Here is a 13,325-nt window from a genome sequence, read left to right as displayed (position 1 = left end):
AGTTCCAACGACCACGATCGAGCTGTCCGAGGCGAGGGCGTCGACGGACGAGTAGAGCTGCACTCGCGAACCGCCGTAGCTTCGAAAACACTACCGCCCGAAGGCGAAGCCCACATCTAGCTCCAGGACGGTCCGCATCTATCCCGCTTATCGTCAGCGGCTGATGATGGTAGTCTCACCTGCGTTCATTGGGACCGTGGTGAATAGCTTCGATTGGTCTCCGATGCCGGGTGCTATGTATTGCATGAGGTCGAATGTGCGATGTTCGACTTGCGTGAGCGTTCCGTGCAGGGCGGATAGCGCTGTCAGGAGCACTTGACCTGGGCTGGATGTGACGGTAGCTGCGAGGTCGCCGATCAGACCGGTCGGTTTGTAAGTGCCCTTCACGGCGTCGTACCAGACGACGCTCCCTCGGTCGAGGATGAAGATGCCATCGACTCGGAGAGCCGGGTCGGGCTCGTTGCGGGCGAGCTCTGCAAAGACCTCTCCAATCTTTTCGATCGTGTTGGGGCTGCTGAACGCGAAGACGAACCCAAGCGTTGGCCAGTGCGGCCAGGAGCGTCCGTAGACATCAAAGGAGAACTGCAAGCCAACCTGTTCTCGGTAGGCGACCTTCGGCAGCGCCTTCACGCTTCGGATGTTGGCCCACGCCTTCCTCAATTCGTCACTGGTCAGACTCGACTTCACCTCGATCACGGCGTCGACGCATTCGACCGGTACCACCTGGAAGTCCTCCGCAGCCCAGATAGGCGGCGTGGATGGGTCGACGATGAGGATGTCTGACTGCGCACCGTTTCGTCCGTTCGTGGCGACCACTTCGCTGCTACCGAGGACTCGGACGGTGCCCGGAAGGTACTTTTTGAGGAAGTCCTTCACACCCGTTTCACGGACCGTGCCTTTCGAACCGCGGTGCTGTATCCCGGCGGACGCGGCGAAGTCGGCCGCCATCTGCGCTGCTACAGCATCAACAAACCCGTTCAACGTGCCAGAGGAGGTCATGCGGCCAAAGTAGTCGCTCTGCATCGACAAGCCAGGTTTCGGTGACGATGGTTCCGTCGGGCCGCGACGCGCCCCGAACTCGGCGTCTACCACCGACTCCATTGCGCATTGCTGATGCTGTGGGAGGCTTGTTGGATGACTCGCCGACACGCTCCGGATCCGACGGCTCGTCTGCAACGCATACGGGCTCTGTCAGCCGAGTTGGACGTCCAGCGGCAGACCGCCGTCGATCGGGGGAAGACACAGGATTCAAAAGCCTCGTTCGTCCTCGTCGTTGTTGGGCTCGTCGCTAGTGTCGCCTCGGCTCGGCTTGCAGATTCTTCGCTATGGGTGCTCGCGTTGTTGCCCCTCATCGCGGCTCTCGCTGCGGCAGCGGAGGCTGTCGTCGTACTCTGGCCTCGCAGCATCAAAGTCGTTGACGCGTCCGCGCTGACTCTTGCGTGGGTTGACAGTGACCAGACGCAAGAGCAGCTCGAGGATTACCTGCTCGAGTCCAAGCGCAAGGAGATACTCGCCCGAGACGACCGCCACAGACACTCCACCCCGCATCTTCGCAGCGCGTTCCGACTCCTCATCGTCAGCGTCGCGATCCTTTTCGCCGTCACCATCATCGACGGCTTCACCCACGCCCCAGGAGAGCAAACGATGACCGATAGCCAGACACCAACCCCGCCGGCCGCTGCGATGCCAAGTGCCGCAGCGCGGCCGGATACCGACGCGACAATGCAAACCCTGTACGCCACCAACCCGCAGCACCCGAAGGACGAAGCACATGGCTGAGAAGGACACCCCCGCCCAGCAGCAACCGCCCAAGCGTCCCGACACGGACAGCACCTTCAAGCATGTGCAAGAAAGCGGCGGCGGCAAGCCACGACCCACGGACCGTCCGCAGTGATGACACCGCTGAAGTGACGGCCGACGGCGTCATCGCCGCGGGCGAAGCAGACCCACTCGATGGCGCCTTCACGTGCTGGACACGTCCACGAACGAAGAAGCCATCGGCAGCCGCTAACAGCGCGCAAGTCTGGCGAGGCGAGGGTTCTGGAGGACACTACACAGCGGACACTTCCCGCTCCTCAAGCAGGCAGCGCTCGGGCGTCTCCGGTCAGCAGTTCATCGTCGAGCTCAAGAACGGCGCACATCGACGTGTAATGGTCCGCATCGAGAATCCTCATCAGTTCGAACACCGCCTGAATCACCGGGACCGCTTCGCTCGGCTGCAGCGGACGGCCGATGTCCGGCTCTTCGTTGTGGGAGTAGGCATGGAGGTACCGAACGACGCGAGTGCGCGCGGGACCCAATTCCAGGGCATCGATTGCCACCCTGAGGGCGGCGTCGAAGCTCCCGACGTGCTGAGGGTATCTGAACGCTAGAAACGCCTCGAGCATCCGTCGTGCCGCGTTCGGTGCGAGCGCGAGTGCGTCCAGCTGCTCAGCCAGCGTTCCACCGTTCACCGCTGCTTCAAGTGCGCGGCCGACCTGGCTGAAGAGGTAGTGGTACTGCGAGCGGAGCGTTGCAGCCTTGGACGAGTCAGTGTGTGGCCACTTCACGAACGTCGGGGTCCGCTGCACGGAACCGTTGGCCTCGACATTCCGGATGTGCAGCTCGTGAACGGTGGCGGAACCCGGCACGTGCCTGCGCCCGGTCTGCAGCTGAATCACCCATTGACGGAACATCTCGAAGCTGTGGGTGAAGACGAACACCTGGGCGATGGAGGTGCGCGGTACAAGCTCAGCCCACAGGTGTGAGGACACACCGAACATCACGTTGTGGTCGAGGCTCGAGACCGGGTCATCGATGAACACGATCGGCTGGGTGTCTACAACGGCACTGCTTCGTAGGCGCGCGAGGAAGTGAATCAGCGCGATACAGGTACGTTCACCCTCGCTGAGCGCGGTTGCCGGGGATCCGTTGCGTTCGAGTCGATAGGTGACCCGGTCCGGTCCTGTCGTGATCGACAACTCATCCCGGCCGAGCAGGCGCGTCAACGACCTATTGAGCTCATCCGCGAGCGGGATGGGATCGGCTTCAAGGTCCGCTAGCGCGAGAATCCGATTGTCTGTCTCGACCTTCTCGCGGCCGAGCTCCGTCCATTCATCATCTGCTCGCGTCACTTCCGCCTCTGATCGGTCAACTTCGGAGGCGATATCGGCGATGTACCGAAGCTCGACACGACGCGCTGCATCCGCGACGCTCTTCGCGTGCGTCTGGCTGCGTGCGTCGTGGCGAGACAGAATCGCATCGATGTCGGCCGTTGAGGGCGGAACGAGACGCAGGTCTGCGGGACGACGAGGGGTGTCGAATGGGTTTGATCGCTTCATCTGCAAGGCGTCAAGGAGCGCCTGAATTGAGGCTTGGTAGACCGCGAGTGCGTTGGAGTACGCCTCTTTGGCGTTGTCGAAGTCGACGACGACTTCGGTGTAGAGGTCACGGCTGAGCGGCAGTGCAGTGAGGTGCCGCTCGGCGTTGCTCGACGAGTCCTCCAGGCGACGGATGAGGATGTCGACGCGACGTTGTAGATGCAGAAGTGCCGCGCCGAAGTGCGCGTCGAGCTCTTCTCGGCGTGTCGTTGTGATGGATCCATCGCAGAAGAGGCAGCGGTCGAGATCCTTGTGCAGCTGCAGGCCCGCTTGCACCCACTCAGCCCGTTCCCCGTTTCCAGCGAGTGCGTCGATGGCTCGGTCGGTGGCGCTCTCCGAGAGCACCGAATCGATCGGTTCCAGGTCCGCTTCGTCGACGAGATCTGGTCGTGTCACGTGAGTTGAGGACACCATCGGCGCAGCCTTGGCGACGACCAGATCCTCCGCCAGGTCTGCCGACGCGCCCTCGAGAACAGAACGGTCCTGACGGAGGGTGTTGCGGACTTGCGTGATGGTGTAGGCGTTGGTTGCGCGAAAGCGATCGCCGACTTGGCCGAGATTCGCAACAACCGTCTTCGCGGCGGAGCGCATGAGGTCGTCGCGTCGCTTTGACGCGGCCGTCGACTGCGCGCGGAGCTCTGCGCGCCGAGCCGTGATTTCGGTCGCACGAGCACGTTTCTCCGCGAGCTCCTCTCGCGCACGCACATTCGCTTCACCGATCGTGAGGAGCGCGTCCGGGCGAGGACCGTCACCACCTTCGAACCGAAGGCTCCGAAGCACGTAGTCACGGTTGAAGACGTGGACACGTCGCCAGGCGTCGTGGCCGGGACTGGTGACTTGTTCGGTGACGAGGCCTTCTTCTTGCCAGTCGAACCGCACGTCTGCCGACGGCAGGAGCGTCTCGTCAACGCACTCCTGCATCAGTGATGCGAGCGTCGATTTGCCGGACCCGTTTGTACCGAAGACGAGGTTCACGCGACCGAACGGGCTCGCGCTCGACCCCATCGACCAGCGTTGGTAGATGCGGTAGTCACCAATGTGATTGAAGCGCGTGAACACTTCTCCCCCTTTGTCCTCGGCCACCTTGGCCAGCATCGAAGGTAATGGAGGCTCATGATCGCGGAGGGAGGCACGCCGAGCCGATACCGCCCTACGCAACATCGTTGCTGAAGCGCAGACGTCATCCAGTCTCGGTTCGCGGGCCCGTCCGAAGGATGACTGTTACCGGCGGCCACCTCCGACCGCCGAGTTCCCACCGCCCGGCATTCGAGACCACCGATCGATACAACTTAGCGCCGAAGCCACAGCGCAGTGCGACGCCGCCTAGCTGCCGGGGAACATCTCTCGAAACCGCGCGTACGCATCGGGGTCGACCGAGAGTTCCATTGCCGCGCGCTGATGACGAAGCTGTTCGAGCTGCAGCTCCTCCTTCGCGTCGAGCGCGCCTCCGATGAGCTCGCTAACGCGTCGGGTGAGCGGCGTTCCGATGCCTTGGCGGAAGTTGAAGCCGAGCAGCTGCATCACGTTGACTGTCTCGACCGAAAGCAGCGGAGCGAAGGTTTCGATCTGCTGCTTCATCGCGGCGCCGGCGGCTTCATCCTCTGTCGCTTCAGCGAGCTGCACAAGTAACGGCACCACGGTGTCAGCGATGTAACGGATGTCTCCGGGGGTGAGCTGCTGCGCGACGAGCTCGTGCTGGTAGGACTGGGCGATTCGGGTGAGTTCGTTCTTGTCAGCGATGAGGTCCGAGACGATCTGCTCTAGCGCATCTGCACGGGCGGCGGCGTCTTTCGACGCGCGGAGCGCCCCAATCTTGTCAGTAATTGCCGTCGCCGTGTTGCGGGCCGCGCTGGCGGCGAGCTGCGTTGCGAGTTGAGCGACCTGAGGAGTTACGACGTCATCCATGCCTGGAGCCTTGCAGCAGCATCTGACAGCGACGCGCACGCGAATGCGAGACCAGCCCAGGCCGGGCCCAGCCTCCCAGAGATACGGGTACCGCCGGCGACCGCTCGGAAGTCGGATGCACGCATGAGACGACTCGTTCGGAGCTCGGAGCGCGTCTTGCCACCACGCCGTGTTCACCGGCTGCCAGCAGCCCCCATCGTCCACACGGCGGCGTTGGGGTCGATGGGCTCGAACGTAAGCCCATCGTCGACCAGTCAAGGTCTACCGAGGAGCGCTCCGCGGGCGGCCCGGTAACTGTCGGACCGGATTGAGCTGTTCCGTCTGTTGACCATGCTCCTTCAGGAAGGCGTCTACTTCCAGCACGTTGTTAATGCGCCTGAGCCTGCTCAGCTCTGACGTCAGCCGCTTCACAGTCTCTCGTGCCGAATCACGCTGCCTGGTCACCTCCTGGAGCTGCGCGCGGAGTTTCACTTCCGATTCCGGCACGGAACCTTGAGCACGAACCCGCAGATAGAACTCGTCCTTCAGATCGGTGTGCCGGTGCGTGAGCATATGACGCTTAACCCCTGCCTCTTCGGCCAGCGCTACAACGGTCAATGCACCGTTCGAGCGGATCGGCCTCCCCTTGAGGAGGCGCTCCATGGCGGACCGTATCTCGGTACGTTCATCGTTCATCGTCAACCTCCATAGCAGCTATGGTGCGGGTGTTCAAGTGACATTGTGTAGTTTGTCGGAGTTTGTCAGCCTCGCTTTGCAACCGTTGCGCTAAGTACAACGGGCTGACGCTCGCTTCGAGTTCCAGTCGTGCGATTTCTTCCTGCTGCGCTTCGGCCAGACTGTCACTCATTGCAATGTTGCTACACGTCGTTCGGCACTTCCCGGTGTGCGGGCGCGCGTCGGTCGCGTCACGCTCCGCTGCCGTGAGACACAGAGCGGTGGCGCGGCGAAACATACACCACACGAGAGCGTCGTCATTTTGGTAGGCCGCCTGCGTTGGATCGCCGTGCAGTTTCTTCGCCTGTCGCTTATCTACGACGATACCGCCATATCGATCGCTCTGTGCTTTGGCCGCGGTGATCAGTCTTCCCGCGGCCGGGCCGGAGACACGCTCGCCCGCCCGCAGTCTTTCCCAGACGCTCATCAAATTACGAGCGATGGTGCGTGCCGATTCAAGGTCGATGAGCCCCTCAATTCCGTCTGCGAGCTGCGATGCGTATCCTTCAGAAATCGCTGTGTGGACGTGCCCGTATTGGATAGCAAGGGCGACAACCCCGTTTGGCTGATTCGCAATGTGCCATGCGAGGGTGCGCCGGAAGCGCCGTGGGGTGATTCGGCCGCGCGGGTCGTCGTCGATGGCTCCCGGTATGCGTCCATTGACCCAATCGATCATGTCCAGGATCGAATCAGTGATCGTTGTGGGCCCCCTCGATCGTCCAGACCGGTCTTGACCGTGCGGGTTGCGCGTGGCGAAAAGGAGAGATCCGCTGTCGCAAAGTCGCTCGAGGACCGCAAGAGCTCGGCTCACGGGTGTAATCGCAACCCAGGGCGCTTGCCGGATACTGCCGCGGGAATCGTGAACGCCGTTCTCGTCGCGAACGTTCTTGAAGTGCCGTGAGCGGATGAGTGCCCAGCCGCCTGAGGTAGTGCTAGGACTGAGGCAGCCTTGCTCGAGAGCGAGCACTTCTCCCGGCCGCATCCCTGTGAGGTAACAAATCACGATGTAGCAGGCCGCCTCCAGTCGCCGCACCATCGACTCGGTTTCGTGCAGCGGGAAATTCGGGCCGAGTAGACGCGTCCCTGAGGCCGCAACGTCGTTCACCTGATGCAAGCTGAACGACGATCGAGCAGGGCCAGTTTCGACCGTAGGCTCGTATATCCATTGATGCACGATGTTCGCAGGGACCTGGGCTTTGAACGCGATCATTGAATGATCGAACACCAGGGTGCCGGCGTGCATCTTGGTCGGGAGGGGCCGCCCGGCTGCGCGTTCTGCGGCGTACCAGACCCGCAGCCGCTGACGCCCTGACGCGCGCCGCCCCGCATCGATGTCGGTCCACCGGCCCAGGACCTCCACAAGCGGATCCCCCTCCGCTCCTGCCGCGAGCCCCCCGCCGTCGCACCACTCCCGCACGTCGGCGGGAGCGATGGACAGGGCCGCGGCGACGAAGTCGACATCCACCTCTGGGCCCGTTGTCATGTGACGGATCGGCATCCGCAGGCCGGCTGCCACTGCTCTCTTGAGCATCGCAAGTCCCGCATCTGCTGAGCTGGCGTCTGACGACGCTCCGACCGTCATGTCAGCCAGATTTGAGCACTGAGCTGCCCATGAGTGCAGAGAGTGCTCGAGGTATGACGCGGTTGGGTGTGCTTTGAACAGGCGATCTACCGACCCGTATCCAATGTGCAGGGCACGGGACACCGCGGCAGCCGAGACTTCACGGCCGAACGCTCCCGGCAGTGTTGGGAGTGGAAGCTCCGCCGCCTGCACTGCCTGCAGCCAGCCCTCAAGCCACGCTTTCGGAGTGACCTGTTCGTTGCGACTGGTCCGGGTCCACCGCTTGACCTGGAGATCGGTCTCATGAGCGGCAATGATCGTGTCAGAGCACTCCTCGACCATGACGAGGCTCCACGCCAACAGTGACGCCATCACATCCGGGCTGATCGGACGGCTTGTCTCGCCGCCGGCGCTGAGCGGAAGGTAATCTTCCGGCCCGTCTTCGATCCACGGCGGCATCCCGGCAGTGCGAAGCTCCGGGAGCACTAATCCGAGCGTCCACAATCGCGCTAATGCTGTCAGGTATGACCGCGCCGTGACCTCGGCGATTAGACGGTCTTCCGCGAGGTGACGGGCAAAATCCTCGTAATGAGCCTCACTGACTTCGGCCCACTGCCGGCAGCCTCGACTACGCAACCATCGGCAGAACCGACCCCATAACGAGACTGTACTGAAAGCAGCCGTTGCGCTCAGCAGCGGCCTCGCGTTCGCCCCGACGAACGTAAGAAGACGGTCGGATAGCTCGATGTTCAGAAGTCCCCACGCGGCAAGGCGCATTGGTTCACGGAACTCTTGTGGGAAGTTCCGCCAAGCCATCCCAAGGCCCGGTGTTGACGGGTTTGCGGACAACACCCGAAACTCCCACACCGCGTCACCGAACCGAGGCGCCTCGCCCCCCAAGTAAACCCGGTCAGCCGAGACGACGGGCTCGTTCGGACTGGGCCGAGGAACATACTGCGCGGTTGAGAGAAGCTGGCTCAAGAGGTCAGCCAATCCATGAGCACTCTATTCACAATCTCCCGATCCCTCTCAGTTACCCGGCGCGACGCGTCTTCCCACTTCGCCGCCGTGACATGCTGCAGCTTGATGACTTGAATCCGCTCAAAGTGCGAGCGCCACTTACTTTCCCAGAGCTCAGGGGGCAGCGCGCCCGCGAGCGAGAGTAGAGCCCGCAGTAAGAAGGTTATTCGCGGGAGGTGCCTCGGCATGATCACAGCGTTGGGGCAGCCGAAGCACATCAGGAAACTCGCCTGGCAAGGCAATCCCTCCTCCGAAAACGGACTGTGGTCGTAGTCAAGACACGACCCCACCGCGGTGTCGTCAACTTCGGTGTCCTCATGCGCAATCCGAGCGAGGAGATCTCGTGACCGTGAAACTACGTCCGAGATGCCCGCGGCGATCGTCGCTTCGGCTGCGACGTGTGATGCCGGTTCCGGAAGAACGTAGACGCTGTTGTGCGTTTCCTCGGTGTTTTGGTTTGGACCACCTCCTCGCAGAACGTTGTACGTCTTTCGCATGCGGCGGAAATTGGGATGGTAGCCAAATTCCTCAGCCCAGGACGGTGGGTTCGCCGCGCCGTCGAAACGGATCCGCCTATCGCCAACGTCTCGGGCGGGCCGCCAGACTATGAGTCGCTGAGGGTCCGACGACGACAGCAGCGCTCTACCTGGAGCGGTGATAGTCATGATCCGTGTGATGAGCCGGCCCGTTGATTGCGGGCCGTCGTCGATGACGCTTTGGGTCTCGATGGTGCGCGACCCGCCGCGTCGACGTTTGACGAGTTTCAGATGATAGAGGAAAGTCCCATCGACAGACACAGTGTTCGGTACTTCGAGTTCCTCAATCGTCGTGTAGTTCCAACCGAAAGAATCGCAGAGCAGGATCTGCGCGGCCCAGGCTTCGCGCTTTGAGAGGAACAATCGACCTCGAAGGTGATTGAAGGTGTGCCCTCCCAGCGCCGAGTGAACGTGCATCGAAACATTCCCATGCTTGATGCGTGGCACGTCTCCTGTGCGCGCTACTTCGAGGAGGATTTGCCTGACCGAGAACGGATCCTTCTCCCCCGGAGGGTCAATGTCGTCAGCATCGAGGATGGATAGATTCTCGCGTATACGTCGTTCAGCCTGGCCGAATACTCTGCGCGCGTCCTGTGCGATGGCAGCCATCTTGCTCAGTGAATACGCCGTCTCAGTCGGAGGCGGGAGGTGCGCCTGCCGCCGCATTGCCTCACGGGTGTCCATCGTCAACTCGCGCGACGTGAGAAGAACCCGCCTAACCCTTACGTTGTGTACGAAGCGGCTTGTATTCGCAGGCAGACTCAGGTACCACTCTTTCCACTGAGCAGGGGTAACGTCTTTGAGCGTAGCCTCATTGCTCAGGCGCCCCTGCATCCACCGACAGAAGATCAACAAAGATGCCCAATACCCTTCTGAGGTCCGTACGCTCGACCAAGGGCCCTTCGGACGACAGAGGTGGGCAAAGAGCGCCGCGAGCTCGACTCGAAGCCCGTTCGGCACTGCTAACAGCGCGAAGTCGTACCGCTTGCTTCCTTGATGTTCTACGCCCTTATGTATGACAACAAGATCACGTTTGTTCGTCGGCTGCTCTCTCCGCCGCGGCGCCCTCGGCTGTGCGGCGGGCCTACCGCGAGTCACTTTCCCAGTCCTGCACCAGCGGGGACGAACGGGCAATGGCAGACAACAGCGCCACGAGTCGTGACTCCGAATTGCTGAAAAGACTCTGTAACTCGACGTGCTTCAAAGGGGCTGCATAGATGTCTCGCGTCGTACTTTCTTCCTTGTGCCCGAGCAGGTCCTTCACCGTTCGCCAGGGATTCTTGATGAGACGCTGCAGGTTTTCGCGTTCATGCTCCGTAACGTCAGCTTGCTCGCTGGCGAGATAGAGGAATGCGACGAGCATGTAAAGAGCAAACGAGTGACGTGCCATGTGCGGCGTCGCGTATGGAGCGCTCTCACCAAGAATACGAGCTGCGCGCTCGTTGCCATCGCGGAAGACGCCCTCCCACGAGTGGCTACGGAAGGGCAGGCCGCTCTCACTCAAGAACAGCATCGCAGGCTCAAGGGACCCGGCGCTATCGCGGACGTATAGACGGTACCGCGTCGCTTCGTCGATCAAGTCGAGCGACTCTTCCCACCGCCTGCCCGTTGCAGGCGCCCAAAGAGACAGCCGATGACTCGGCCCCGACGAGACATGTTCGATCTCTACTCGTGTGACGTCTTCCGCGTAGAGCCCATTCCGCTGCGCTCGCGACACGGCAGCAGATCGCGAAATCTCGCGATAAGACTTGAGTCGTGCGCGCGTCACGGCATCTGTCAGGAACGGACGGCCACTGTTACCTTTCGCCGCACCGTTCGACAGCTGCGACAATACATAGTCACCCACTGCATCGTTATTCGGGAGTTCGGACACAAGCAAAGTCGCAGCCTCAGTGCGGCGAAGACCGCTTCCGAAGAGAAGCTCTGCGTAGGCCGCGTTGCGATCTGCGCTGCGGCCACGGAACGAAGGGTCATCCAGGCCGTTATCAAGGATGCCTTCCAGGCCTACCTCTCTCCAACGATCCCACATCCGCGGAGTCAACCACTTGAGAGCCGCCTTGGGAACGTTGGTCGCCCTCAGTTCAGGCGCCTCGCCAGATCGGCCATTTCGAGAGCGCCAATGTTCTTTCAGAATAGGACTGCTGGCGATAAGTTTCCGGCGGACCATCCAATCGTAGAGTTGCGTGAAGGCGGCTAACTCCCGATTCCACTTGCCTTCACTAACACGATCACCTGCAGGATCGTCGACTCGCGCGTCTGCATAGTCCTCGAGGTCATCTGTCGTTGCTTCACTCCAGTGTTTGCCGTTGAACGAAAGCCAGTCAAACAACAGTCGGTAATCGTAAAGATAGGAACGCTGCGCCGACAACGCCAGGCCGCGAAACTTTGCGGAGTTGAAAAACAACGACAGACGGGGATCTGCTCGTCCGTCCGGGGCTATCATGAACGGCCGGTCGGGCCGTAAGCGGCGCCGAGATTCCAAAGCCGTCACCGCACTCGTTTCGGGGTCGTCCACTGGCAAAGACTCGCCGCCGGCCGCCGGCCACACCACCAGCCAGCCGATCGCCGATTCAGCCGAGGCCTCAGAGGGGTTCACAACACGGAAACTACAACACGTTGAGGCAATACGGAACGGCATACACGCAGCGACCGACCAGTCGTCCGGCACCGAGCCCCGGACGACGAGCACCGGGACGGTGACGGCTGCGACACCGACCACGACCACCACCCCTGCTGCGAGCAGCAACCGGGAGCCGAGCCGCCCCCGGACCAGCACGGCGACCGCGATGCAGCCGCACACCAGCACCGCGGCGGCTACACCGAGCACCCCGGCCGGCCAGGGTGCCGAGGCGTAGGGCAGGGCCGCCGCACCGTGCGCAATGCCCCCGACTGCGGCGGCCGGGACCCACGCGACGGCCGCGAGTCCCTGCGCACCGACCGGCCACACCGGAGCGAGGCCACACGCGGCGAGCCCGATCACCGTGACGACCGGCGCGAACGGCTCCGCCAGCAGGTTCGCGGGCACCGCGTAGGTCGGGAGCGCCGCCGACAGCGGGATCGTCACCGGCCAGCAGGCCACCTGCGCGGCGACCGGGATCGCGAGTGCGGCGGCGACCGGCGGCCACACACGACGTGCCAGGAGCTCGGTGAGCGGCGGGCCGAGCACCACGATCCCGCTCGTGGCGAGCACGGACAGGGCGAACGCGAACGACCGCGCGAACCACGGGTCGACCACGAGCATGCCGACCGCGGCGAGGGCGATGAGCGGGACACCCCGCACCGGTCGACCGGCCAGGTGCACGACGAGCACCACGATCGCCATCACCGTCGCCCGGACGATCGACGGGTCGGGGCGCACGAGCACGACGAACACCAGGAGTACGCCGACGGCCGCCGCGGCCCGGGGGCCTCTCGGCAGACCACAGGCTCGACCGAGGACCACGACGAGCCCGAACACCACCGCGCAGTTCGCCCCGGACACCGCCGTCAGGTGCGTCAGCGCCGAGGTCTCCATCGCCGCCTCGGTCGTCGGGTCGAGGCCGGAGCGGTCCCCGATCGCGAGCCCGCGCAGCAGCGCCGCTCCGGGCTGCGGCAGGTCGGCCGTGGCCCGTACGAAGGCCTGCCGCGCGGTGTCGGTGGCACCGAGGAGCCCGTCGGGCGGCACCGATGACGGCGTCCCGCGCAGGAACGCCACGAAGGCCGTTGCGGAACCGGGCTCGTCCGGCTGCAGGGTGGCGGTCACGGTGACCCGGGCACCGGCTGCCAGCACGGCGCCCGGTGCGTCGCCGTGCTGATCGGGGACGAGCCGGACCGGCACCCGGAGCCCGTCGAGGTCGTCCGCCCGCACCAGCGTCGCGGTGACGGAGCGGTCCCCCGGCACGAGGTCGCGGGTCAGCACGGCCTCGACGTCCACGTTGCCCGCCCCCGGGCCGGCGACGAGCGCACGGAGCGGTTCCGGGGCCCGCCGGGAATCCCCCACGGTGACCGACACCGCGAGCAGCGTCGTCAGGGCCCCCGCGACGAGCAGCAGCCCGGCGACGGCCGGCACCACCCCGGCGCCCCGACGCCACCGGAGCACGCTGCCGCTGGCACCGGTCAGGAGCGCCGCGGCCCCACCGACCACGGGTGCCACGTCGGGCATGCCGACGAGCAGGGCGGTCGTGATCCAGGCGACGGCCACCGGCACCGCGACCCGCAGGTCGATCGCACTCGGAGCGAGCTGCACGGTCG

9 protein-coding genes are annotated in these 13,325 nt (G+C 63.5%); 2 read left to right on the top strand and 7 right to left on the bottom strand.

Annotation, left to right across the window (positions count from 1 at the left end; translation table 11 throughout):
* Positions 1-153: 153 nt before the first annotated feature.
* Positions 154-1,023, bottom strand: a complete 870-nt coding sequence (locus BR70_RS0105750) for a DUF6602 domain-containing protein (RefSeq protein WP_027465284.1) — start codon at positions 1,021-1,023, stop codon at positions 154-156.
* A 306-nt stretch (positions 1,024-1,329) separates the two neighbouring features.
* Between BR70_RS0105750 and BR70_RS0105745 the strand changes: the two genes are divergently transcribed.
* Positions 1,330-1,779, top strand: coding sequence for a hypothetical protein (locus BR70_RS0105745; protein WP_155896794.1), 450 nt, complete (start codon positions 1,330-1,332; stop codon positions 1,777-1,779).
* Complete coding sequence (locus BR70_RS23845; protein WP_269319945.1) at positions 1,772-1,894, top strand: hypothetical protein; 123 nt, start codon at positions 1,772-1,774, stop codon at positions 1,892-1,894. The genes BR70_RS0105745 and BR70_RS23845 overlap by 8 nt, the downstream gene beginning before the upstream one ends.
* 181 nt (positions 1,895-2,075) lie before the next feature.
* Here the strand turns inward: BR70_RS23845 and BR70_RS0105740 are convergent, their stop codons facing one another.
* The 6 genes from BR70_RS0105740 to BR70_RS22185 all read right to left on the bottom strand — a co-directional run bounded on the left by BR70_RS0105740 (position 2,076) and on the right by BR70_RS22185 (position 13,320).
* On the bottom strand, positions 2,076-4,454 hold the full coding sequence (locus BR70_RS0105740) for an AAA family ATPase (RefSeq protein ID WP_027465282.1): 2,379 nt from the start codon (positions 4,452-4,454) through the stop codon (positions 2,076-2,078).
* A 228-nt stretch (positions 4,455-4,682) separates the two neighbouring features.
* Entirely contained in the window at positions 4,683-5,264 is a 582-nt protein-coding gene (locus BR70_RS0105735) for a hypothetical protein (protein WP_027465281.1), read from the bottom strand.
* 261 nt (positions 5,265-5,525) lie between these two features.
* Positions 5,526-5,906, bottom strand: a complete 381-nt coding sequence (locus BR70_RS23585; RefSeq protein WP_051596684.1) for a hypothetical protein — start codon at positions 5,904-5,906, stop codon at positions 5,526-5,528.
* Positions 5,907-5,928: 22 nt separating this feature from the next.
* Positions 5,929-7,998: a site-specific integrase gene (locus BR70_RS23145; RefSeq protein ID WP_155896793.1), complete on the bottom strand. Its 2,070-nt coding sequence runs from the start codon at positions 7,996-7,998 to the stop codon at positions 5,929-5,931.
* A gap of 518 nt (positions 7,999-8,516) precedes the next feature.
* Positions 8,517-9,704: a hypothetical protein gene (locus tag BR70_RS23140; protein WP_155896792.1), complete on the bottom strand. Its 1,188-nt coding sequence runs from the start codon at positions 9,702-9,704 to the stop codon at positions 8,517-8,519.
* A 475-nt stretch (positions 9,705-10,179) separates the two neighbouring features.
* Positions 10,180-13,320, bottom strand: coding sequence for a ComEC/Rec2 family competence protein (locus tag BR70_RS22185; RefSeq protein ID WP_051596683.1), 3,141 nt, complete (start codon positions 13,318-13,320; stop codon positions 10,180-10,182).
* Positions 13,321-13,325 lie beyond the last annotated feature (5 nt).

Origin of the sequence: Curtobacterium sp. UNCCL17, assembly GCF_000686685.1 — a bacterium.
Lineage (GTDB): Bacteria > Actinomycetota > Actinomycetes > Actinomycetales > Microbacteriaceae > Curtobacterium > Curtobacterium flaccumfaciens.
Note: the sequence above shows the minus strand (reverse complement) of the source record. Positions and strands in the feature narration are given on the sequence as shown.

Bases quoted from the DNA above. Each gene is read 5' to 3' on its own strand.
- BR70_RS0105750 (WP_027465284.1), bottom strand. From the start codon at position 1,023: ATGCAGAGCGACTACTTTGGCCGCATGACCTCCTCTGGCACGTTGAAC.
- BR70_RS23845 (WP_269319945.1), top strand. From the start codon at position 1,772: ATGGCTGAGAAGGACACCCCCGCCCAGCAGCAACCGCCCAAGCGTCCC.
- BR70_RS0105740 (WP_027465282.1), bottom strand. From the start codon at position 4,454: ATGCTGGCCAAGGTGGCCGAGGACAAAGGGGGAGAAGTGTTCACGCGC.
- BR70_RS0105735 (WP_027465281.1), bottom strand. From the start codon at position 5,264: ATGGATGACGTCGTAACTCCTCAGGTCGCTCAACTCGCAACGCAGCTC.
- BR70_RS23585 (WP_051596684.1), bottom strand. From the start codon at position 5,906: ATGGAGCGCCTCCTCAAGGGGAGGCCGATCCGCTCGAACGGTGCATTG.
- BR70_RS23145 (WP_155896793.1), bottom strand. From the start codon at position 7,998: ATGCCGCCGTGGATCGAAGACGGGCCGGAAGATTACCTTCCGCTCAGC.
- BR70_RS23140 (WP_155896792.1), bottom strand. From the start codon at position 9,704: ATGGCTGCCATCGCACAGGACGCGCGCAGAGTATTCGGCCAGGCTGAA.